Below are 23,679 nucleotides of genomic sequence, written 5' to 3' on the forward strand. Positions count from 1 at the left end.
AGGCACGTCATGGTCAGTCTGGTCCTGCCCCGGCTGGTCGACGTCTCCGCCGCGTCGCGGCGGTCGGCCTCGGTGACCGAGCGCAACGTCGCGGCCCTGAAGTCCGTCTACTGGCTGCTGCTCGTCTCCGGCTTCGTCGAGCCGCTGCTCTACCTGCTCTCGATCGGCGTCGGCGTGGGCGCGCTGGTCGGCGACCTCACGCTGACCGGCGGCCAGGTCGTCACGTACGCGGCGTTCGTCGCGCCGGCGATGCTCGCCTCGTCGGCGATGACCGGTGCGCTCGCGGAGACCACCTTCAACTTCTTCGGCAAGATGAAGTACATGAAGCTGTACGACGGGGTGATCGCCACCCCGGTGCAGCCGTTCGAGATCGCCCTCGGCGAGCTGGCCTGGGCGATGCTGCGGGGCAGCGCGTACTCGGCCGCGTTCCTGGTGGTGATGGCCGTAATGGACCTGACCACGCCGGCCCGGGCGCTGGCCGCCTTCCCGGCGGCGGTGCTTGTCGGCTTCGCCTTCGGGGCGCTGGGCATGGCGATCTCCACGTTCATGCGCAGCTGGCAGGATTTCGACCTGATGGGTTCGGCGCAGTTCGTGCTCTTCCTCTTCTCCGGCACGTTCGTTCCCGCGCAGGCGTACCCGACGCTGCTGCGCTGGCTGGTCGAGGTGACCCCGCTCTACCGGGCGGTGCACCTGATCCGCGGCGTCACGGTCGACACCGGGGGCTGGGGCTGGCTGCTCGACGTCCTCTATCTGCTGGCGGTGCTGGGTGTGGGCCTGCTGGTCGCGTCCCGCCGGATGGGCCGGCTGCTCTACAAGTAGGTGGTTACTCCTCGGCACCGCCGGGGCATGTCGGAGGGGCACCCAGTCGACCCGAGGGAGCGGCGATGGCCTCCGACGAGAACGCCCGCGACGGGCACGCCGTCCGGAACCGGCCGGTTGGTCCGGACGACGGGCCGGACGGCCCGACCGACCTGCCCGGCACCGGCTGGAAGGCGGCGCTGAAGCGCACCGTCCGTGAGTTCTCCGACGACGGCCTCACCGACTGGGCGGCGGCGCTCACCTACTACGGGGTGCTCTCGATCTTCCCCGGCCTGCTGGTCCTGATCTCCCTGCTCGGTCTGCTCGGCGACCGGGCCACCGAGGGGGTCCGCGACACGGTGAACCAGGCCGTTCCGGAGGAGAACATCCAACAGATCATCAACGGGGCGATCGACCAGGCGCAGGCGAACGGCGGGCTGGCGAGCATCGCGGCGATCGTCGGTCTGCTGGCCGCGTTCTGGTCCGCCTCCGGATACATCGCCGGCTTCATGCGCGCCTCGAACACGATCTACGACGTGCCGGAGGGCCGGCCGATCTGGAAGACGCTGCCCATCCGCGTCGGCGTGACCGCGGTGATCGGTGTGCTGCTGCTGTTCAGCGCGGTGATCGTGGTCTTCACCGGTGGTCTCGCCGAGGCGGTGGGGAACGCGGTCGGGCTGGGCTCGACGGCGGTGACGGTGTGGGACATCGCCAAGTGGCCGGTGCTGCTGGTGCTTGTCAGCCTGATGTTCGCGATCCTCTACTGGGCCTCGCCGAACGCCCGGCACGGCGGGTTCCGCTGGGTTAGTCCCGGCGGGGTGCTCGCCGTGGTGATCTGGTTGGTGATCTCCGGCCTGTTCGCGTTGTACGTCAGCAACTTCGGCTCGTACAACAAGACGTACGGCGCGCTCGCCGGGGTGATCATCTTCCTGGTGTGGCTCTGGCTGAGCAACATCGCCATCCTGCTGGGCGCGGAGTTGGACGCCGAGCTGGAACGCAGCCGCGCCATCGAGGCGGGCCTGCGCCCCCGGGACAAGGAGCCGTACGTGGAGCTGCGCGACGACCGCAAGCTCCGCAAAAAGCGCAACACCCCCCACCGCTAACCCACCCCCGCCCCGATTGACCGCAGTTTCGGGGAAGTTGCTGCCTCCGGGCGCACTGAGGCAGCAACTTCCCCGATGTTGCTGCCCCAGGCGCCCCTGCATGATCAGGATGCTTTTCTTGATCCACTCAATGCTTTTGCTTTGGCAGACAAAAGTTGGCGACAGATTGGTTGAAGCTCTGGACAGGTGAGGCGGAAGGCTCTTACTGTGTCGGGCACAACACATCGGCATTGCGCCGATGTGAACGACCCGACGAAGAGGTGAGTCCGGGTTGCGGACCGTCGATCCACTGCACGTACGCCTCCTGCGGCTGCTCCGCGACGAGGGTGCGGTCTCCCGGGCCGAGCTGGCCGACCGCCTCCAGATGCCCCGCCCGCGGCTGCTGGCCGAGCTGGAGCGTCTGGTCGGCCTCGGTTACGTCGCCGAGGCGGGGCTCGCGGCCTCCCGGGGCGGACGCCGCTCCACCCTGGTCGAGCTGAGTCCGAAGCTGCGGTTCGCCGCCGTCGACCTGGGCGCCAGCTCGATCGACGTCGAGGTGGTCAACGGCCGGCTGGAGCCGGTGGCCGCGTACGGCGAGCCGGCCGACATCCGCAACGGTCCGAAGGTGACCCTCCAGCGGGTGAACGAGTTGCTGCACAAGGCCCGGGTGGACGGCGCGTACGAGCGGCTCGACGCGGTGGGCATCGGCGTGCCGGGCCCGGTCAGCTTCCGCGACGGCGTCCCGGTCTCCCCGCCGATCATGCCCGGCTGGGACCGGTTCCCGGTGCGCGAGCTGCTCACCCGGGAGCACGGCTGCCCGGCGGTGGTCGACAACGACGTCAACATCATGGCGATCGGGGAGCGCCACGGAGGAGTCGCCCACTCGGTCGACGACTTCCTCTTCGTCAAGATCGGCACCGGGATCGGGTGCGGCATCTACCTCAGCGGCGAGGTCTACCGGGGCACCGACGGCTGTGCCGGGGACATCGGCCACATCCAGGTCGACGCGCACGGTCCGATGTGTTCCTGCGGCAACGTCGGCTGCCTGGAGGCGCTGTTCAGCGGCGCCGCCCTGGCCAAGGACGCGACGGTCGCCGCGCGCAACGGCACGTCGCCGGCGCTGGCCGAGCGGCTCGCCGTCCGGGGGCAGGTCACCGCCCTGGACGTCGCCGAGGGCGCGGTCGAGGGCGACGTCACCTGCATCCAGCTGATCCGGGACGGCGGCCGGCGCGTCGGCGGGGTCCTGGCCGGGCTGGTCAGCTTCACCAACCCGTCCATGATCGTGATCGGCGGCGGGCTCGCCCAGCTCGGTCACATCCTGCTCGCCGAGATCCGCAGCGTCGTCTACCGCCGGTCGCTGCCCCTGGCCACCGGCAACCTCCCGGTCGTCCTGTCCGAGCTGGGGTCGCGGGCCGGCGTCGCCGGCGCCGCGGTGCTCGCCAGCGACCTGGCCTTCTCGGAGGCGGCATGAGGAGGCTGCCCTAGCTGGCTCCGCCGGTCAACCGATCGGGCATCCCTCGATCATCCATCGATCGATCGAAACTTTCGAAACAACTATTGCGTGGGAGGTGCCCGCTGTGGTTTGTTTGTTGGGCCACCGGACGAATTGGGGGACACACCACTTCGGACCATTTGGGTCCGGACTCCTGATGATCCGGGGCAACCACACCACCGGCTACGAAGCCTCGCGGCGGCAGCCGGCCGGCGACCTTACAAGTGACGTTGCCGGCTCCGGCGTCGAGGGGCCTCGAAGCCTCCGCTGGCGGACTCGGCACCCGTCACGGCGCTCCACCACCCCCACCCCGGCATCAGCGCGGCGGCGCGCGCTCTGCCTGACTGGCTCACAGTTCAGGAGAAGAGGATGCTCATTTCCCCGTCCCGTCCGAGACGCCGGTCGCGGCTGCTGCACGCCGTGATCCTGGCCTTCACGACCGCTGTGGTGGTCACCGGGGTCCAGTCCCCGGCGACCGCCCACCCCGTCGACCCCGCTGACTATCAGGCGGTTCAGCTCGCGTCCGGCAGCGGCGACGTCGGCCAGCCGATGTCGCTGGCCGTCCTGCCCAACCTCTCCGTCGTGCACACCGCCCGCGACGGAACGGTCCGGGTCACCGACAAGAACGGCACCACAAGCATCGCCGGCAAGCTCAACGTCTACACCCACGACGAGGAGGGACTGCAGGGCGTCGGCGTCGACCCGAACTTCGCCAGCAACCGGTACATCTACCTCTACTACTCGCCGAAGCTGTCCACTCCGGCCGGAGACGCGCCGAAGACCGGCACCCAGGCCGACTGGAACGCCTGGAAGGGCGAGTTCTGGCTGTCCCGGTTCGTGCTGAACACCAACAACACGCTGGATCTGTCCAGCGAGAAGGTGGTGCTCAAGGTCGCCAGCGACCGCGGCCTGTGCTGCCACGCCGGCGGCGACATCGACTTCGACGCGCAGGGGAACCTGTACCTGACGACCGGCGACGACACCAACCCGTTCGAGTCCGGTGGTTCGTCGCCGATCGACGAGCGCACCGAGCGGAACCCGCAGTTCGACGCCCAGCGGACCTCCAGTAACACCAACGACCTACGGGGCAAGCTCCTCCGGATCAAGGTCAACGCCGACGGCACGTACTCGATCCCGGCCGGCAACCTGTTCCCGCCGGGCACCGCGAAGACCCGGCCGGAGATCTACGCGATGGGCTTCCGTAACCCGTTCCGGATGAGCGTCGACAAGCCCACCGGCATCGTCTACCTCGGCGAGTACGGGCCGGACGGCGGCGCGGTGGCCGGGCGCGGACCGGCCGGACAGGTCGAGTTCAACCGGATCACCGGGCCGGGCAACTACGGCTGGCCGTACTGCACCGGGTTGAACACGACCGCCGAGACCTACTGGGAGTGGACCTTCCCCAACGGCCCGGCCACCGGGCAGTACAACTGCGCGGCGCCGGTCAACAACTCGTTCCGCAACACCGGGCTGACCAACCTGCCGGCGGCCAAGCCCTCCTGGATCCGGTACGGCGGCACCGCCGGCTCTCCGCCGGAGTTCGGCAGCGGCTCGGAGTCGCCGATGGGCGGCCAGGTGTACCGGTACAACGCCGCCAGCACCTCCACCGTGAAGTTCCCACAGGAACTCGACGGGCACTACTTCGCCGCCGAGTACGGCCGTAAGTGGATCAAGGTCGTCGATATCAACGCGAACGGGTCGTACGGCGCGATCAACAGCTTCCCCTGGGCCGGTGGGCAGATCATCGATACCGCGTTCGGATCGGACGGCGCGTTCTACGTGCTCGACTACGGCGGCGGCGGCGCCGCGCCCGGGATCTACCGGATCGAGTACGTCGGCGGTGGCAACAAGGCACCCAAGGCCGTGGCAACCGCGAACAAGACCTCCGGCCCAGCGCCGCTGACCGTTGCCTTCTCCTCGGCCGGATCGTCGGATCCCGAGGGTGGGGCGCTGACCTACTCGTGGAACTTCGGCGACGGGACCACCTCGACCGCGGCGAACCCGACGAAGACCTACAACAGCAACGGGACCTACACCGTCACCCTGACCGTCCGCGACCCGCAGGGCGCCACCGGCACCGCGAACGTCACGGTGACCGTCGGCAACACCGCCCCGACCGTGACGTTCCAGAACCCGACGGACGGGACGCTGTTCAGCTTCGGCGACACGGTGCCGTTCCAGATCGGCGTCACCGACCCGGAGGACACGACCATCGACTGCACGAAGGTCACGCTGACCTACCTCATCGGGCATGATGAGCATGCCCATCAGATCACCTCGAAGACCGGCTGTTCCGGGACGATCACCATTCCCGTCGACGGGGAGCACGACGAGACCGCGAACATCTACGGCGTCCTGCAGGCCAGTTACACCGACACCGCCGGGGCCAGCGGCACCGCGCAGATCATCCTGCAACCGCGGCACCGGCAGGCCGAGCACTACGCCACGCAGTCCGGGGTGCAGAAGGCGAGCCACAGCAACGCCGAGGGCGGTACGACGGTCGGCTACGTCAACAACGGCGACTGGATCTCGTTCCAGCCGTACCGGTTGAGCAACGCCACCGCGTTCACCGCCCGGGTCTCTTCGGCCGGTGCCGGCGGCAAGATCGAGGTCCGGAACGGTTCCCCCACCGGGACGCTGCTCGGCACGGTCACCGTGCCGGTCACCGGCAACTGGAACACCTTCACCGAGGTGACCACCGCGCTGACCGCCGCGCCGAGCGGGACGGGTCCGCTCTACCTACGCTTCACCGGTGGCACCGGCAATCTGTTCGATCTGGACGCCTTCACCTTCGCCACCGGCGGCACCGAGGCGGAATCGTTCAGCTCGCAGTCAGGCGTGCGGGTGGCCACTCACGCCGGCGCCAACGGCGGCAAGACGGTCGGTTACATCAACAACGGCGACTGGACCGGGTACGCCGCGGTGAGCACCGCCGGGAAGACGAAGTTCACCGCCCGGATCGCCTCGGGCGGCACCGGTGGCACCATCCAGATCCGCTCCGGATCGGCTACCGGCACCCTGCTCGGCTCGGTGGCGGTGCCGGCTACCGGCGGGTGGGAGAACTACCAGTCGGTGTCGACCACCCTGACCGGCTCCGCGTCCGGCCCGCTGTTCCTGGTCTACCTCGGGTCCGGCACCGGCTACCTGTTCGACGTCGACTCCTTCGTCCTGTCCTGAAGGGAGGGGCCATGGTAAAGATCGTGCGTCTGTCGGTCGCCGTCACGGCCGCCCTGCTGCTGGCCGGTGGCGTCGCGCCGCCGGTGGCGGCCGCCGACCCCGCGTACCAGGTGCTGGTCTTCTCGAAGACGGCGGGTTTCCGGCACGGCTCGATCGCCGCTGGTGTCCAGGCGATCCGCGACCTCGCCGCGGCGAACAACTTCACCGTCACCGCGACCGAGGATGCGAACGCCTTCACCACCACCAACCTCGCCCAGTTCGAGGCGGTGGTCTTCCTCAACACCACCGGTGACGTGCTCAACACCAGCCAGCAGAACGCCTTCCAGGGGTACATCGAGGGCGGTGGCGGGTTTGTGGGGGTTCACGCGGCCTCCGACACCGAGCACGGCTGGTCCTGGTACGGCGAGTTGGTGGGTGCCCGGTTCGTCTCCCACCCGGCCGTCCAGTCGGCCAGGGCGAAGGTGGAGAACCGGGCCCACGCCGCGACGGCGCACCTGCCGCAGACCTGGACCCGGACCGACGAGTGGTACAACTTCAACACCAACCCACGGCCGTCGGTGCGGGTGCTGGCCAGTCTCGACGAGACCAGCTACTCCGGCGGCACCATGGGGGACCACCCGATCGCCTGGTGCCGCTCGGTGGCGGCCGGCCGGTCCTTCTACACCGGGGGCGGGCACACCGACGCCGCCTTCGCCGATCCGGTGTTCCGGACCCACCTGCTGGGCGGGATCCGGTACGCGGCCGGCTTCGCCAAGGCCGACTGCCGGCCGGAAACCGGCTACACCACCCTCTACGGCGGCGCTACCACCGGGTGGACGCAGGCTGGACCGGGTGGCTTCACCAACACCGACGCGACCCTCAGCTCGTACGGGGGCCGGGGCGTCTACTGGTACTCGGCCAAGGCGTTCCAGTCGTACTCGGTCAAGCTCGACTGGCGGCAGGCCGGACCGGACGACGACTCCGGAGTGATGATCGGCGCGGACGGCACGTCCGGGACCACTTCCGCCGGCGGTTACGAGATCCAGATCGGCGGGACCGGCGCGGCGAACCAGACGACCGGGGCGGTTTACGGGGCCAAGGCGCCGACCACCGCCGCGCGGGACGCCGCGTTGAACTCAGCGGGTGAATGGAACACGTACGAACTCCTGGTGGAGGGCGAACGGGTTCGGGTCTATCTGAACGGCGCGTTGGTCAACGATTTCACCAACAGCGATCAGAGCCGTGGTCTCCAGGGTTACCTCGGCCTCCAGAACAACGGTGCCGGCCACGATGTCTCGTTCCGGAACATCCGGATCAGGGAAATCGGGACGGCGCCGCCACGGATTGAAGGAGAGTCCTACTCCTCGTCCGCCGGGGTGAAAATCGCGAACCATTCGGCGGCGAGTGGCGGAAAGACGGTCGGGTACATAAACAACGGCGACTGGGTTGGATACGCGTCGGTGAGCACCGTTGGCGCAAGATCGTTTTCCGCCCGGGTCTCCTCAGGTGCGTCCGGGGGCACCATCGAGGTCCGGTCCGGCTCGGCCTCGGGGCCGTTGCTCGGTTCCGTGCCGGTGCCGGCAACCGGCGGCTGGACCTCCTTCGTGACGGTCAACGCCACCCTGAACGGGGCCGGCACCGGCCCAGTCCACCTGGTTTTCAAGGGTGGTGGCGGTTACCTGTTCGACGTGGACTGGTTCAGCCTGAGTGGCTGACGGGTCCGGCGGGGCCGGTGTGACGCCACCGGCCCCGCCGCGGCCGGACGGCTGCCAGTCGGCGTCGGCTGGGCCGACAATTGAAAAGAACGGTGTTGTGCGCCCGGGTTCCACGGGTGCGGCGTCCGGATGTCGGAATTGCAGGACGTGGAGCCCGGCCGCCGTCTGCTGACCAAAGTGGGGATCATCGTCAGTGAATGTATGTTGGCGGCGACGGCCGTTGCTGAAGTGTTACGAACGTGTGTGTGTGAGCGGGTTGCTGGTTACCGGAACGACACCTACGTTGTTGTTCGACAACCACGTTCGACAATTGTCGGGGAGGGGAGGTGGGACAGTTGGTGGCGCAGGTTGAAGCAGGTTCCGCCATGGTGCCGCCGACCGGTTCCCCTGCCGACCAGACCACCGTGCGGCGTTCGAATCTCTCGCTCGTTCTGCGTTATCTGAGCACTCGTGGCCCGGCCTCGCGCGCGGCGATCGCCGCCGAGACCGGGCTGAACAAGACCACCGTCTCCAGTCTGATCAGTGAGCTGCAGGCTCGCGGCCTGGTCACCGAGACGGGCCTCCAGCAGGCCGGCGCGGTCGGCCGGCCGGGCCGGGCCATCTCACTCGACGGTGCCACCGTCGGCGCGCTCGGCCTGGAGATCAACGTTGACTACATCGCCACCTACGGGCTGGACCTCACCGGGCGGACGCTGATCGACCGGCGGGTCGGCTTCGATGCCATGGGCTCCGATGTCGACCGGTCGCTGCGGCAACTGTCCCAGGTGATGGGGGCGGCCCTGACCGACCTCGACTCGGCAGGGCTCCGGGTGATGGGCATCACCGTGGCGGTCCCCGGCCTGGTGAATGTGGAGACCGGCACCGTGCTGTACGCGCCCAACCTCGGCTGGCGCAACGTTCCGGTGGCGCAGCGGCTCGCCGACACCGCGCCGACGGTGCCGATCCCGGTCAGCGTCGACAACGACGCCAATCTCGCCGCGCTGGCCGAGTTCACCGTCGGTGTGGCTGCCGGCACGCCGGATCTCGTCTATCTCACCGGCGAGGTCGGTGTGGGCGGCGGTGTCATCTCCGGAGGGCGGTTGCTTCGTGGCGGGGACGGTTTCGCGGGCGAGGTCGGGCACCTGCCCGTCGACCCCAACGGCGACCGGTGCGGCTGCGGGCGCACCGGCTGCTGGGAGACCAAGGTGGGTCTCGCCGCCCTGGTGCGGATGGCGGCGCCCGACCACGCCTACGGTCGCTCGGACAGCGGTCCGGTGCGGGTCCCGGAGGAGCGGCTGGCCGAGATCGAACGGCGGCAGGCGGCCGGTGACCGCCGGGTCGAGCAGGCGTTGCGGGAGATCGCCCGGTGGCTGGGCGTCGGCGGCGCCATCCTGGTCAACCTGCTGAACCCGCGGGTGATCGTCCTGGGGGGTTACTTCGCCCGGTTCCGGGGGCAGTTGATCGCCGACGCGCAGGCCGAACTCGACCGGCTGGTGGTGGCCGGCCCCGACGCGCGCTGTCTCTTCGTCGCATCGGAACTCGACTTCCGGGCGGCGGCCCACGGGGCCGCGCATGTCGCGGTCGAACGGGTCCTCACCGACCCGACGATGGTGGCGATGCTCGCCTCCGAACCTTCGCAGCCCAGCTGGAGGCGTCGATGAATTCCGAGACCGTCCTGCGCCTCACCGACGTGGTGAAGACCTTCCCGGGCGTACGCGCCCTCGACGGGGTGCAGCTTGAGGTACGCGCCGGTGAGGTGCACTGCCTGCTCGGGCAGAACGGCGCCGGCAAGTCCACCCTGATCAAGGTCCTGGCCGGGGTGCACCGCCCGGACTCGGGGACCGTCGAGTGGCGCGGCGAGCCGGTGACCTTCGCCAACCCCCAGGCCGCCATGCGCGCCGGCATCGCCACCATCTACCAGGAGCTGGACCTGGTCGAGGACCTGTCGGTGGCGGAGAACGCCTTCCTCGGCCACGAGCCGCGTCGCTTCGGCTTCGTCCGGCGTGGCCACATGGCCCGCCGGACCCGGCAGACCCTCGGTCGGCTCGGGCACGCCGAGATCCCGCCGAACCGGATGGTCCGGTCGCTGCCGGCCGCTGCGAAGCAGGTGGTCAGCATGGCCCGGGCGCTGTCGCACGAGGCCCGGCTGATCATCATGGACGAGCCGAGCGCGGTGCTCGCGCACGACGAGGTCGACAACCTGTTCCGGATCATCCGGGAGCTGACCGCCCAGGGCATCGCGGTCATCTACATCTCCCACCGGCTTGAGGAGATCCGCGAGATCGGCGACCGGGTCACCGTACTCAAGGACGGCCGGACCACCGCGGCGAACCTGTCGGCGCGCGACACCCCGACCGGCGACCTGGTCTCCCGGATGACCGGCCGGACCATCGAGTACGTCTTCCCGGACCGTCCCGCCGAGGCGCCGGCCGGCGAGGAACTGCTGCGCGTCGAGGGGCTGACCCGGGCCGGTGAGTTCGCCGACGTGTCGCTGTCGGTACGGGCCGGTGAGATCGTCGGCATCGCCGGGCTGGTCGGTTCCGGTCGCTCGGAGCTGCTGGAGACCATCTACGGCGCCCGCCGGGCCGAGGCCGGCACGGTCACGATGGCGGGACGGCGGCTCCGCCCGGGCAGTGTCGGCGCCGCCGTCCGGGCCGGCCTGGGCATGGCCCCGGAGGAGCGCAAGAGCCAGGCGCTGCTGCTCGGCGAGCCGATCTACCGCAACGTCACGCTTGCCACCTTCGGCCGGTACGCCCGTGCCGGCTTCACCGACACCGGGCGGGAGCGGGCCGAGGCCGACCGCATCGCGGAGAGCCTGGACCTGCGCCCCCGGGACGTACGCCGGCCGGTGCGCACGCTCTCCGGCGGCAACCAGCAGAAAGTCGTGGTCGGGCGGTGGCTGCTCGGTGACACGAAGCTGCTGCTGCTGGACGAGCCGACCCGGGGCGTGGACGTCGGCGCCCGGGCCGAGCTGTACCAGGTGGTCCGCGCCCTCGCCGCCAGCGGCGTCGGGGTGCTGCTGGTCTCCAGCGAGGTGCCGGAGGTGCTCGGCCTGGCCGACCGCGTGCTGGTGATGCGGGAGGGCCGGGTCGTCCGCGAGGCCCCGGCCGCCGAACTCGACGAGAACACCGTGCTCGACCTCGTCATGGCGGGGTCCCTGATGGAAGGCGCACCGGCATGAGCGACAGTCCGCCCACCTCCACCGCCGCGCCGGAGCGCGGGGCCCAGCTGCCGGCGCAGTCGCCGCCGGTCGACCCGGCGGAGACCGCGCTGGCCGGCGAGAAGGCCGCCGCGGGCGGCCGGCTGTCCTGGTGGCACGGCGAGGGCGGCGAGGGCGCCCGGCGCAACCTCGCCCTGATCGGGGTGCTGGTCGTGCTGATCGTCATCGGCGCCGCGACCCGCTCCGACCTGTACTCCAACCCGGACTGGGTCTGGGACAACGTGCTCAGCATCCTCAAGCTCGCCTCGGTGGTCGGCGTGGTCACGGTCGGGATGACCTTCGTGATCATCGGCGGCGGGATCGACCTGTCGGTCGGTGCGATCGTCGCCCTGGCCGGGGTCTGGTGCACCACGCTGGCGACGCAGAGCTACGGGGCCGGCGGCATGATCTTCTCGGCGCTGACCGTCGGGGTCTGCGTGGGTCTGGTCAACGGCCTGCTGATCTCGTACGGGCGGCTGGTGCCGTTCATCGCGACCCTTGCGATGCTCGTGGCGGCCCGTGGGCTGGCCGCCGAGATCTCCGACAAGCAGACCCAGGTCTCGGACAACAACTTCATCAACGGCCTGGCCAGCAACAATCTGCTCGGCATCCCGCTGCTGGTCTACATCCTCGCCGCGGTCGTCGCCGCCGGGTGGGTGCTGCTCAACCGCACCACCTTCGGCCGGCGCACGGTCGCCGTCGGCGGGAACCCGGAGGCCGCGCGGCTGGCCGGCATCGACGTCAAGCGGCACACGGTGCTGCTCTACGCGATCTCCGGCCTGTGCTGCGGCATCGCGGCCATCATGCTGACGGCCCAGGCGAACTCGGCCCAGGCGGCCATGGCCAATCTGTACGAGCTGGACGCGATCGCCGCCGCGATCATCGGCGGCACGCTGCTCAGCGGCGGGCGGGGAACCATCATCGGCTCCCTGCTCGGGGTGATCATCTTCGCGACGATCACGAACCTCTTCGCGATCAACGGTCTCACCACCGAGGCCCAGAACATGGTCAAGGGCGGCATCATCGTCGCCGCCGTCCTGGTCCAGCAGGTCCAGTTCCGCAGCCTCACCCAGTTCCTCGGCCGAAACCGGCTGACCACCACCTGACCCGATCCGTTTCACCGGGCCACCTGAGCGGACGACGGTGGCCGGACCTCGCACACCCTCCACAACCCCCACACCGTGAAAACCAGGAGGTCGTCATGACCCAGCACAGCCGCGACCTGTCGCGCCGCCGGCTGCTCTTCGGCGGGGCCGCAGTCGGCGCCGGCGTCCTGCTCGCCGGCTGCACCAGCAACGAGCAGCAGCCCACCGAAGCGCAGACCAAGGCCGCCGCGCCCGGCGGCAACGCCGAGCCCGGCAAGCGGGTGACGATCGGCTTCTCCGCCCCGGCCGCCGACCACGGCTGGATCGCCGCGATCACCAACAACGCCAAGGCGCAGGCCGGTACGTACTCCGACGTGGAGTTCAAGACGGTCGAGGCCGGCGCCGACGCGGCGGCCCAGCGGGCGGCGCTGTCGACGCTGATCTCGCAGAAGCCGGACGTGATCGTGTTGCTGCCGCACGACGGCAAGGAGCTCAACGCCTTCGGCCTGGAGGCGATGAAGGCCGGCATCCCGGTGGTGAACCTGGACCGGGCCTTCCCGGACGCGAAGGCGTACCGGCTGCAGATCAAGGGCGACAACTACGGCATGGGCGTGGCCGCCGCGACGTACATCGTGGAGCAGCTCAAGGCGAAGGGCGCCAGCAACCCGGTGATCGCCGAGATCGCCGGCATGGACGAACTGGAGCTGACCCAGGAGCGGACGAAGGGCTTCAACGACACGCTGGCCCAGGCCGGGCTCAAGGTGGCCAACCGCCGCGCGGCCCGGTTCACCGCCGACTCCGGCCAGCAGGAGGCCGCCCAGTTGCTCCAGGCGCTGCCGAAGATCGACGCGATCTGGAACCACGACGACGACCAGGGCATCGGCGTGCTGGCCGCGATCCAGCAGGCCAACCGGAGCGAGTTCTTCATGGTCGGCGGCGCCGGCTCGAAGAAGGCCATCGAGGACATCCAGGCGGACAACACCGTCCTGAAGGCGACCGTCACCTACAGCCCGTCGATGGCCTCCTCGGCGATCTCGCTGGCCCGCCTGATCGGCCAGGGCCGGGGCATGTCCGACCTGGTGGAGCTCCAGGTGCCCAAGGAGATCATCCTCGCCTCCGAGACGATCACGAAGGAGAACGCGGGCGACTACGTCAAGCTCGGGTTCTGACACACGGGGGGAGACCCACCTTGTCCACGAAAGACATGCAACTGCGGGTCGGCATGGTCGGCTACGCGTTCATGGGCGCCGCGCACTCGCAGGCGTGGCGCACCGTGAACCGCGTCTACGACCTGCCGGCGCGGACCCGGATGGCGCTGATCTGCGGTCGCGACGCCGGAAAGGTGTCCGAGGCCGCGGACCGGCTCGGCTGGGACGCGTACACCACCGACTGGCGTGAGCTGGTCGCCCGGGACGACATCGACGTGGTCGACGTCTGCACGCCGGGGGACAGCCACGCCGAGATCGCGCTCGCCGCACTGGCCGCCGGCAAGCACGTGCTGTGCGAGAAACCGCTGGCCAACACGGTGTCCGAGGCCCGCACGATGGCCGCCGCGGCGGCCACCGCGCAGGCCGCCGGGGTGCGATCGATGTGCGGGTTCAACTACCGCCGGGTGCCCGCGGTGACGATGATGCGGCAGCTGGTCGCCGAGGGGCGGCTCGGGGTGGTCCGGCACGTCCGGGCGACCTACCTGCAGGACTGGATCGTGGATCCGCAGTTCCCGCTGGTCTGGCGCCTCCAGAAGGACAGGGCGGGTTCCGGCGCGCTGGGCGACATTGGCGCGCACATCATCGACCTGACCCAGTACGTCACCGGCCAGCTCATCACCGGGGTCAGCGCGATCACCGAGACGTTCGTCAAGGAGCGGCCGCTGCCGACCGGCTCCAGCGGGCTGGCGGCCACGGTGGACGGTGACGGCCCGGCCACCGGCCCGGTGACGGTCGACGACGCCGCGGTGTTCGTCGCCCGGCTGGACGGCGGGGCGCTGGCGACTTACGAGGCGAGCCGGTTCGCGACCGGCCGCAAGAACGCCCTCCGCGTGGAGATCAACGGGTCGCTGGGCTCGGTGGTCTTCGACCTGGAACGCCTCAACGAGCTGGAGTTCTACGACGCGACGCGACCCGCCGCCGAGCAGGGCTTCAGCCGGATCCTGGTCACCGAGGGCGAGCACCCGTACATGTCGGCCTGGTGGCCGCCGGGCCACATCATCGGGTACGAGCACTCCTTCACCCACCAGATGCGGGACTTCATCGAGGCGGTGGCGACCGGCGTCGACCCGGCGCCCTCGTTCGCCGACGCGTTGCAGGTCCAACTGGTGCTGGACGCGGTGAGCCGGTCGGCCGAGCTGGGGTCCTCGTGGACCGACGTGGAGCCGGCGCTGCAGACGGTCGCCGCCTGAGTCACCTCCGGGACCGACCGGCGAGGGCCGGCCGCGGTTGCGCCCCGTGGTCGGGATCGGGTCGGGACCGGAGGACGTGCCCGCGGGCCATCCGGCCGGCAGGCGCGAGCAACACGGTCGTCCGGTGCGGCCGGACCGGGATTCCCCGGCCGCACCGGAGGACCGCCGCCGTGGCGGCCCACCCGGACCGCCATCCGTCCGGCCACCCGGCCGGGCGGTTCCCCACCACGCCCCACCCCGACCGGGCGGATGCGGGGGAGACAGGGGCGAGACGCCGACCGTCCCTGCCTGCCAGCCCCGTCCGTCCGCATCCGCGCCGGGTGCCGGCCGGCGTCGTCACCGCCGACTTCGACGCCGGCCGGCGAACCCCGGAGCGGGCGGCGGACGGGGCCCATCCGCACAAAGGGTGTCTTTCCGAACGTTCTTCTGATATCTGTTTACTTCTATGCAAGGCCGGTTCCTCCAAGGGAAGGAGCGCCATGCGTACGGGTGTCTGGCTGGTGGGGGCGCGCGGCTCGGTCGCGACCACCAGCATCGTCGGGGCCCTCGCCCTGCGGGCCGGGCTGACCGGACCGACCGGGTGCGTCACCGAGCTGCCCGAGCTGCGCGGTCCCGCCCTGCCGGCCTTCGCCGACCTGGTCCTCGGCGGCCACGACGTGGTCGCCACGCCGCTGGCCAAGCGGGCCGAGGCCCTCGCCGCCGTCGGCGTGCTGCCCGGCCGCCTGGTCGCCGCGCTGCCCGAGGAACTGGCCGGCGTCGAGCGGGAACTGCGCCCCGCGCCCGGGGACGGCAGCCAGGCCGACCGGGCCGCCGCGATCGCCCGCGACCTCACCGACTTCCGGGACCGGCACGGGCTGGCCCGCGTGGTGGTGGTCAACGTCTCCGCCACCGAGCCGGCCCCCCGCCCGCACCCCGGGCACGCCGACCCGGCCGCGCTCCGGGCCGCCCTCACCGGTCCCGACGACGTGCTGCCGCCCAGCTCGCTGTACGCGTACGCGGCGGTGACCGCCGGCTTCCCGTACGTCGACTTCACCCCGTCCACCGGCCTGCGGCTGCCGGCGCTGCGGGCACTGGCCGACGCGCACCGGGTGCCGTACGCGGGGCACGACGGCAAGACCGGGGAGACGCTGCTCAAGTCGGTGCTCGCCCCGATGTTCGCGATGCGGCACCTCACCGTCCGGTCCTGGTCCGGGATCAACCTGCTCGGCGGCGGCGACGGCGCCAACCTCGCCGACCCGGGCGCCAACGCGGCCAAGGTGCACAGCAAGCAACGCGTGCTCGGCGAGACCCTCGGCTACCTTCCCCAGGGCGACACCCGGATCGGGTACGTCGAGGAGCTGGGCGACTTCAAGACCGCCTGGGACCTGGTCACCTTCGCCGGCTTCCTGGGCACCGGGATGCGGCTGGAGTTCACCTGGCACGGCTGCGACTCCGCGCTGGCCGCGCCGCTGGTGCTCGACCTGGCCCGGCTCACCGCCGCCGCGCACGCCGCCGGCCTCAGCGGCCCGCTGACCGAGCTCGCCTTCTTCTTCAAGGACCCGCTCGACACCACCGCGCACTCGCTCGCCGACCAGTGGACCCGGCTGTGCGACCTCGCCCGCCGGCTGCACGGAGGTGCCGATGCCCCGCCCAGCTGACCTCGCCGAACTGGTCCGGGCACCGGCGGCGCTCTCGGTCCCCGGTGACGTGGTCGCCGGCGCCGCCGCGGCGGGTGCGCTCGGCCGGCGTACGCCCGCCCTCGCCGCCGCGTCCGTCCTGCTCTACTGGGCCGGCATGGCCGCCAACGACTGGGCCGACCGGCGGCTCGACGCCGTCGAACGCCCCGAGCGGCCGATCCCCAGCGGCCGGGTGGCGCCCGGCCTGGCGTTCGGCCTGGCCGCCGGGCTCACCGTCGCCGGGGTCGGGCTCGCCACCGCCGCCGGGGGCCGGCGGGCCGCGGCCGTCGCGCTGCCGCTCGCCGCCACCGTCTGGGCGTACGACCTCACGGCCAAGAACACCGCGGCCGGGCCCGCCGTGATGGCCGCCTGCCGGGGGCTGGACGTGCTGCTCGGCGGGTCGGGCGGCCGGCCGGTGCGGGCGCTGCCGGCGGCGGCCACCGTCGCCGCGCACACCTGGACGGTCACCGCGCTGTCCCGCCGCGAGGTCGCCGGCGCCGAGCCGGCGCTGGCGCTGCGTACCCTCGCCGGCACCGCCCTGGTCGCCGCGAGCGCCGCCGTCGCGACCCGCCGCCCGGCCACCGGTCGCCCCGCCGTCCGCCGCGTCGCGGCGGCCCTGCCCGTCGCGCTCGCCGCCTGGTACGCCGCCCGTTACGGCGCCGCGCAGGCCCGGGTGGTCGCCGATCCGACGGCCGGCCGGGTACGCGCGGCGGTCGGCGCCGGCATCACCGGCCTGCCCGCGTTGCAGGGCGCGCTGACCGCGCGGGCCGGCACCGGCCTGCTCGGGCTGGCGGTCGCGGCGGCCGCGCCGCTGGGCCGGCGGCTGGCCCGGAGGATCTCCCCGACATGACCACCGCCCGCCCGCCGGCTTCCGCCCGCACCGCCCCGGCCGCGGCGGGCGGCGCCGGCGGCGGGCTGCGATTCGGGTACGGCACCAACGGCTTCGCCAACCACCGCCTCGAGGACGCGCTCGCGGTCATCGCCGACCTCGGCTACGCCGGCGTCGCGCTCACCCTCGACCACGACCACCTCGACCCGTTCGCGCCCGGGCTGGCCCGGCGGGTCGACGCCGTCGCCCGGCGGCTCACCGACCTCGGTCTGGGCGTGGTGATCGAGACCGGGGCCCGCTACCTGCTCGACCCCTGGCACAAGCACGCCCCGACACTGCTGCACGACGACCCGGCCCGCCGGATCGAGTTCCTCCGGCGTGCCGTGGCGGTCGGCGCGGACCTCGGCGCCGAGGCGGTGTCCTTCTGGGCCGGGGTCCGGCCCGGGGCGGTGCCGCCCGCCGTCGCCTGGGACCGGCTGGTGACCGGCTGCGCCGCCGTGGTCGCTGCCGCCGACGCCGCCGGCGTGCCGCTGGGCTTCGAACCGGAACCCGGGATGCTTGTCGAGGACATCGCCGGCTGGCGACGGCTGCACGCCGCGCTGGGCGCCCCGGAACGGCTCGGTGTCACCCTCGACATCGGGCACTGCCGCTGCCTGGAGCCGCTGCCGGTGCCCGACTGCGTCCGCGCGGTCGCCGCGCACCTGGTCAACGTGCAGATCGACGACATGCGGCGGGGGGTGCACGAGCACCTCGAGTTCGGCGCGGGCGAGATCGACTTTCCGCCGGTGCTGGCGGCGCTGCGCGAGGTCGGCTACGCCGGCCTGGTCGCGGTCGAACTGCCCCGCCACTCGCACGCCGCACCCGCCGTCGCCGCCCGCTCGCTGGAGTTCCTGCGCGCCGCGACCGCCCCGGCGCCGGAAGGAACTCTCGCGAACGCCCTTTGCTCTGCTTCAACGGACGCACCACCGGTCGCCACGGACCGTTGCGTGGAGTGAAGCAGAGCAAAGGGAGGAGCGCGTACCACCGGCGGCGGTACAGGAAGGAGGAGACGGTGACGACACCCGATCGACTGCGGGCCGCCCTGGGGGGCGTACCCGATCCGGACTGGCTGGCGGCGGCGCTGAGCCGCGTCGTGGAGGAGCCGGCGACGATCGCGCGGTTCTTCCCGGCCGCCGGCCGCCGCTGCGGCCGGGCCGACCTGCCCGACCTGCCCGGCTGGACCGCCGACGAGGCGGCCCGGGCACTGCTGCTGGCCACCCTGCCGGCCGGGCACGCGGCGGAGCGGGCCGAGGCGCTCTACCGCACCGGCGACGCGGCCGAGAAACGGGCGGTGCTCAAGGCCCTGCCGTTGCTGCCGGTCGGCGCCGCCGGGGTGCCGCTGCTGCACGACGCGATCCGCACCAACGACACCCGGCTGATCGCCGCCGCCCTCGGACCGTACGCCCGGCACCTCGACCCGCCGGCCTGGCGGCAGGCGGTGCTCAAGTGCGTGTTCACCGGCGTGCCGCTGGCCGTGGTGGCCGACCTCGACGCCCGCGCCGACGGGGAGCTGGCGGCCATGCTCGCCGCGCTCGCCGCGGAGCGGGCCGCCGCCGGTCGGACCATGCCCGCCGACGCCACCGAACTGCTCGACCGGCTCACGATCAGGGAGGCGTGATGCGCATCTTCGACCCGCACATCCACATGACGTCCCGGACCACCGACGACTACGAGCGGATGGCCGCCGCGGGCGTGCGGGCGGTCGTGGAGCCGGCGTTCTGGCTGGGCCAGCCCCGCACCGGCGTCGGCTCGTTCACCGACTACTTCGACTCCCTCGTCGGGTGGGAGCCGTTCCGGGCCGGGCAGTTCGGGGTACGGCACCACGCCACCGTGGCGCTCAACCCCAAGGAGGCCAACGACCCGCGCTGCCGGCCGGTGCTCGACGTGCTGCCGCGCTACCTCGAGAAGGACGGCGTGGTGGCGGTCGGCGAGATCGGGTACGACTCGATGACGCCCGAGGAGGACGACGCCTTCGCCGCCCAGCTCGCCCTGGCGGTGGCGCACGACCTGCCGGCGCTGGTGCACACCCCGCACCGGGACAAGGCGCGTGGCGTCGAGCGCAGCCTCGCGGTGGTCGCCGAGTCCGGCATCGAGCCGGGCCGGGTGGTACTCGACCACCTCAACGAGGTGACCGTCGAGCTGGTCCGGGACACCGGCTGCTGGCTCGGCTTCTCCATCTACCCGGACACGAAGATGTCCCCGCCCCGGATGGTGGAGCTGCTCAAGGCGTACGGGACCGAGCGGGTACTGGTCAACTCGGCGGCCGACTGGGGGCGCTCCGACCCGCTGCTCACCCGGGCGACCGGCGAGGCGATGCTGCTGGCCGGGTTCACCGACGACGACGTCGACCGGGTGCTCTGGCGCAACCCGGTCGAGTTCTACGGCCAGTCCGGGCGGCTGGACCTGCGCGACGTGGACGCGCCGGCACCGACGTTCGCCGGCAACTCGATCCTGCGCGGCGGCAGCTGATGCGGCTGCGGCACGCCGGCGGCACCACCGTCCACCTCGGCTACTGCACGAACGTGCACCCCGCCGAGGACCTCGCCGGCATCCTCGCCCAGCTCGACACGTACGCGGTGCCGGTCCGCGAGTCGCTCGGCGCCGACCGGCTCGGGCTGGGCCTGTGGCTGGCCGCCCCGGCCGCCGCCGAGCTGGCCGGCGAGCCCGCCGCCCGGCGCCGGTTGCGCACCGAGCTGGCCGCGCGGGGTCTCGAGGTGGTCACCCTCAACGGCTTCCCGTACGCGGCGTTCCAGGCGCCGGTGGTCAAGGGCGCGGTGTACCGGCCGGACTGGACCAGCGCCGCACGGCTCGCGTACACCCTCGACCTGGCCCGGGTGCTCGCGGACCTGCTGCCGGACGACGCGGCCCGCGGATCGGTCTCCACGCTGCCACTGGCCTGGCGGGCGCCCTGGGACCCCGACCGGGCCGACGCCGCCCGACGCCGGCTCGACCAGCTCGCGGCCGGGCTCGCCGCCGTCGAGCGGGACACCGGCCGGCCGGTGCGGGTCGGCTTCGAGCCCGAACCCGGCTGTCTGGTGGAGACCACCGGCCAGGCGGCCGGGATACTGTCCGGTATGGACCCCGAGCGGCTCGGGATCTGCCTCGACCTCGCTCACCTGGCCTGCGCCTGGGAGGAGCCGTCGGCGGCGCTGGGCCGGCTGCGCGCGGCGGGCCTGCCGGTCGTGAAGGTGCAGGTGTCCGCCGCGCTGGAGGCGGCCGACCCGGCCGGCGACGCCGCCGCGCTGCGCCGCTGGGTGGAACCCCGCTTCCTGCACCAGACCCGGGGCGCGGCGTGCGCGGCGGCCACCGCCGGGCACCCGGCCGAGGCGGACCCGGCGGATCCCGCCTGGGCCGCCGACGACCTGGACGCCGCGCTCGACGCGGGGCTGCCGGGCCCGTGGCGGGTGCACTACCACGTGCCGCTGCACGCCCCGCCCGAGCCACCGCTGGGCTCGACGCTGCCGGTGCTGCGCGCCGCGCTTGCCGCGTTGTTCGCCGGGCCGGACGCGGGCTGCGACCACCTCGACGTCGAGACGTACACCTGGGGGGTGCTGCCGGCGGCGCGGCGCCCGCGCACCGACGCGGAGCTGGCCGCCGGGATCGCCGCGGAGCTGGCCTTCGCCCGCGCCGAGCTGGTCGCGCTCGGCCTGACCCCGACCGGCGCGGCGGTGCGGGCATGAGCGGGCGCAGGCGGCTCGTGGTGCTGGACGTGGTGGGGCTGACCCCGCGCCTGCTGGCGCACATGCCCCGGCTGCGGGCGGTCGCCGACAGCGGTTTCCGCGCCGAGCTGGGCACGGTGCTGCCGGCGGTGACCTGCTCGGTGCAGTCGACCTTCCTCACCGGTGCGCTGCCGGCGGAGCACGGGATCGTCGGCAACGGGTGGTACTTCCGGGACCTCGGCGAGGTGCTGCTGTGGCGGCAGCACCACGCGCTCGTCGGCGGGGAGAAGCTGTGGCAGGCGGCCCGTCGGGTGGCGCCTGGCTGGACCGTGGCCAACGTGTGCTGGTGGTACGCGATGGGCGCCGACGTGGACTGGACGGTCACCCCGCGCCCGGTGTACCACGCCGACGGGCGCAAGGACCCGGACTGCTACACCGACCCGCCGGAGCTGCACGCCGCGCTGACCACCGCGCTCGGCACGTTCCCGCTGTTCAGCTACTGGGGGCCGGGTGCCGGGATCGCGTCGTCCCGGTGGATCTGCCGCGCGGCGCAGCGCATCCTCGCCGAGCAGGCACCCGACCTGACCCTGGTCTACGTCCCGCACCTGGACTACGACCTGCAGCGCTTCGGCGCGTCCTCGCCCCGGGCCGCCGCCGCGGCCGCCGAACTGGACGGCGTGCTCGCGCCGCTGCTGGACGCCGCCCGGGAGCGCGACGCGACCGTGGTGGTGCTCTCCGAGTACGGGATCACCGACGTCTCCCGCCCGGTCGACGTCAACCGGCTGCTGCGCGCCGAAGGGCTGCTGCGGGTGCACACGCAGGCCGGGATGGAGTACCTCGACCCGTGGACGTCCCGGGCGTTCGCGGTCGCCGACCACCAGATCGCCCACGTGTACGTACGGGAACCGGCGGACGTGCCGGCGGTGGCGACGCTGTGCGCCGCGCTGCCCGGGGTGGCCGAGGTGCTCGACGCGGCCGGCAGGGCCGGACACGGGCTGGACCATCCCCGGGCCGGCGACCTCGTCCTGGTCGCCGAGCCGGACGCCTGGTTCACGTACTACTACTGGCTCGACGACGCCCGCGCGCCGGACTTCGCCCGGCTGGTCGACATCCACCGCAAACCCGGCTACGACCCGGCGGAGCTGTTCCTCGACCCGGCCGCCCCGGGTGCGGCGAAGCGGCGGGCCGCGCTCGCCCTGGCCCGGAAGAAACTCGGGCTGCGGTACCTGATGAGCGTGGTCGGGCTGGACGCCGGCGCGCGGGCGGTCCGGGGCTCGCACGGGCGGCTGCCGGCCGATCCCGCCGACGGTCCGGTGCTGCTCTGCTCCGACCCGTCGGCGGCCCGGGACCGGGTCGCCGCCACGGAGGTGAAGGGCCTGCTGCTGGAGCTGGCCGGGCTGGCCGGGCCGCGCCGGCCGGCCGGCACCGCGCCGCCGCCCGGGACGGGTGCCGCCGGGCGGTCCGAGGAGGGCCCGTGACCGTGACGGTGACGCCCACCGACACCGCCGGGCTGCGCGCCCGGTTCGACGCCGAGCTGGCCGCGTTCCTCGACCGGCAGTACCCGGACTGGCCGGACGGGGCTCCGCGCGGTGTCTTCACCGCGCTGCACCGCTTCGTGCTGGCCGGGGGCAAGCGGCTGCGCCCGCTGTTCTGCTACTGGGGCTGGCGGGGCGCCGGCGGGCCGGACGGCAGGCCGATCGTGGCAGCTGCCGCCGCGCTGGAGCTGTTCCACGCGTTCGCGTTGATCCACGACGACATCCTCGACGGCAGCGACCTGCGCCGGGGCGAGCCGTCGGTGCACCGCATGTTCGCCGACCTGCACGCCAGCTCGTCGTGGCGGGGCGACCCGGAGGCGTACGGGCGCAACACCGCCCTGCTCTGCGGTGACCTCTGCGCCGCCTGGTCGGACCAGATGTTCCACGAGTGCGGGCTGGGCGCCGACGCCGTGCACCGGGGGTACGGCGTCTTCGCGCTGATGCGGACCGAGGTGATCGCGGGGGAGTACCTGGACCTGGTGTCCGGGGTGGGCGACGGCTCGGTCGCCAGCGCGCTCACCGTGATCCGGATGAAGGCCGCCCGCTACACGGTCACCCGGCCGCTGCAGATCGGCGCCACCCTGGCCGGGGCGCCCCCGGAGCTGGTCGACGCGCTGGCCGAGTTCGGCGACCCGCTCGGCGACGCCTTCCAGCTCCGCGACGACGTGCTCGGCGTCTTCGGCGACCCCGAGGTGACCGGCAAGTCCGTCCTGGACGACCTGCGGGAGGGCAAGCCCACGGTGATGATGGCGCTGGTCCGGGAGGCCGCCGACCGGGCGCAGGCCGCCCGGCTGCGGGAGCTGTTCGGCAACCCGGCGCTGGACGCGGACGGCGCCGCCGAGCTGCGGAAGATCATCGAGAGCACCGGCGCGCGGGAGCGGATCGAGCAGATGATCCGGGTCCGCGCCGACGCGGCACTGGCCGCCCTCGCCCGGGCCCCGGTCACCCCGGTGAGCCGCTCGGCACTTTCCGACCTGGCCACCCAGTCGATCGATCGTCACCGCTGACCCCGTTCCGGGGGGCGGACTTTCAGCAGAATCGACGAAAGTCTGGGTCGG

At 72.4% G+C, this 23,679-nt stretch carries 18 protein-coding genes; all 18 read left to right on the forward strand.

The features are described 5' to 3' along the window. The first annotated feature begins 9 nt into the window (after window positions 1–9). Window positions 10–819, forward strand: a complete 810-nt coding sequence (locus ABTW87_RS27490; RefSeq protein WP_350654027.1) for an ABC transporter permease — start codon at window positions 10–12, stop codon at window positions 817–819. 65 nt (window positions 820–884) lie between these two features. Further along, window positions 885–1,901: a YihY/virulence factor BrkB family protein gene (locus tag ABTW87_RS27495; protein ID WP_350654028.1), complete on the forward strand. Its 1,017-nt coding sequence runs from the start codon at window positions 885–887 to the stop codon at window positions 1,899–1,901. A 271-nt stretch (window positions 1,902–2,172) separates the two neighbouring features. Further along, window positions 2,173–3,351, forward strand: coding sequence for an ROK family transcriptional regulator (locus ABTW87_RS27500; protein ID WP_350654029.1), 1,179 nt, complete (start codon window positions 2,173–2,175; stop codon window positions 3,349–3,351). A gap of 390 nt (window positions 3,352–3,741) precedes the next feature. Further along, the gene (locus ABTW87_RS27505; RefSeq protein WP_350654030.1) at window positions 3,742–6,549 is read left to right on the forward strand and encodes a carbohydrate-binding protein; all 2,808 of its coding nucleotides are present in this window, start codon (window positions 3,742–3,744) and stop codon (window positions 6,547–6,549) included. Between the two features lie 11 nt (window positions 6,550–6,560). After that, window positions 6,561–8,243 carry a ThuA domain-containing protein gene (locus ABTW87_RS27510; protein WP_350654032.1) on the forward strand — a complete coding sequence of 561 codons (1,683 nt, stop codon included), beginning with the start codon at window positions 6,561–6,563 and terminating at the stop codon, window positions 8,241–8,243. 326 nt (window positions 8,244–8,569) lie between these two features. Continuing rightward, window positions 8,570–9,883, forward strand: a complete 1,314-nt coding sequence (locus ABTW87_RS27515) for an ROK family transcriptional regulator (protein ID WP_350654034.1) — start codon at window positions 8,570–8,572, stop codon at window positions 9,881–9,883. Beyond that, a complete protein-coding gene (locus tag ABTW87_RS27520; RefSeq protein WP_350654035.1) occupies window positions 9,880–11,403 on the forward strand; it encodes a sugar ABC transporter ATP-binding protein in 1,524 nt (507 codons plus the stop codon). The genes ABTW87_RS27515 and ABTW87_RS27520 overlap by 4 nt, the downstream gene beginning before the upstream one ends. Next, complete coding sequence (locus ABTW87_RS27525; protein ID WP_350654037.1) at window positions 11,400–12,527, forward strand: ABC transporter permease; 1,128 nt, start codon at window positions 11,400–11,402, stop codon at window positions 12,525–12,527. Before ABTW87_RS27520 ends, ABTW87_RS27525 begins: the two co-directional genes overlap by 4 nt. A gap of 95 nt (window positions 12,528–12,622) precedes the next feature. Beyond that, on the forward strand, window positions 12,623–13,675 hold the full coding sequence (locus ABTW87_RS27530) for a substrate-binding domain-containing protein (protein WP_350654038.1): 1,053 nt from the start codon (window positions 12,623–12,625) through the stop codon (window positions 13,673–13,675). Window positions 13,676–13,710: 35 nt separating this feature from the next. Further along, complete coding sequence (locus tag ABTW87_RS27535; RefSeq protein WP_502891658.1) at window positions 13,711–14,904, forward strand: Gfo/Idh/MocA family protein; 1,194 nt, start codon at window positions 13,711–13,713, stop codon at window positions 14,902–14,904. Between the two features lie 479 nt (window positions 14,905–15,383). Next, window positions 15,384–16,541 (forward strand): inositol-3-phosphate synthase, encoded by a 1,158-nt coding sequence (locus ABTW87_RS27540; RefSeq protein ID WP_350654040.1) that lies wholly within the window; start codon window positions 15,384–15,386, stop codon window positions 16,539–16,541. Continuing rightward, entirely contained in the window at window positions 16,525–17,409 is an 885-nt protein-coding gene (locus ABTW87_RS27545; protein WP_350654041.1) for an SCO3242 family prenyltransferase, read from the forward strand. The genes ABTW87_RS27540 and ABTW87_RS27545 overlap by 17 nt, the downstream gene beginning before the upstream one ends. After that, a complete protein-coding gene (locus tag ABTW87_RS27550; RefSeq protein ID WP_350654042.1) occupies window positions 17,406–18,383 on the forward strand; it encodes a sugar phosphate isomerase/epimerase family protein in 978 nt (325 codons plus the stop codon). Before ABTW87_RS27545 ends, ABTW87_RS27550 begins: the two co-directional genes overlap by 4 nt. Window positions 18,384–18,439: 56 nt before the next feature. Beyond that, window positions 18,440–19,045 (forward strand): EboA domain-containing protein, encoded by a 606-nt coding sequence (locus ABTW87_RS27555; RefSeq protein ID WP_350654044.1) that lies wholly within the window; start codon window positions 18,440–18,442, stop codon window positions 19,043–19,045. After that, window positions 19,045–19,896, forward strand: a complete 852-nt coding sequence (locus ABTW87_RS27560; RefSeq protein ID WP_350654045.1) for a TatD family hydrolase — start codon at window positions 19,045–19,047, stop codon at window positions 19,894–19,896. The genes ABTW87_RS27555 and ABTW87_RS27560 overlap by 1 nt, the downstream gene beginning before the upstream one ends. Beyond that, window positions 19,896–21,107, forward strand: coding sequence for a metabolite traffic protein EboE (gene eboE, locus ABTW87_RS27565; RefSeq protein ID WP_350654046.1), 1,212 nt, complete (start codon window positions 19,896–19,898; stop codon window positions 21,105–21,107). The genes ABTW87_RS27560 and eboE overlap by 1 nt, the downstream gene beginning before the upstream one ends. Then, the gene (locus ABTW87_RS27570) at window positions 21,104–22,564 is read left to right on the forward strand and encodes an alkaline phosphatase family protein (RefSeq protein ID WP_350654048.1); all 1,461 of its coding nucleotides are present in this window, start codon (window positions 21,104–21,106) and stop codon (window positions 22,562–22,564) included. Before eboE ends, ABTW87_RS27570 begins: the two co-directional genes overlap by 4 nt. After that, window positions 22,561–23,628, forward strand: coding sequence for a polyprenyl synthetase family protein (locus ABTW87_RS27575; protein WP_350654049.1), 1,068 nt, complete (start codon window positions 22,561–22,563; stop codon window positions 23,626–23,628). Before ABTW87_RS27570 ends, ABTW87_RS27575 begins: the two co-directional genes overlap by 4 nt. Window positions 23,629–23,679 lie beyond the last annotated feature (51 nt).

This window comes from Micromonospora sp. NPDC126480, from assembly GCF_040302465.1.
In the GTDB taxonomy this organism is placed as follows: domain Bacteria; phylum Actinomycetota; class Actinomycetes; order Mycobacteriales; family Micromonosporaceae; genus Micromonospora.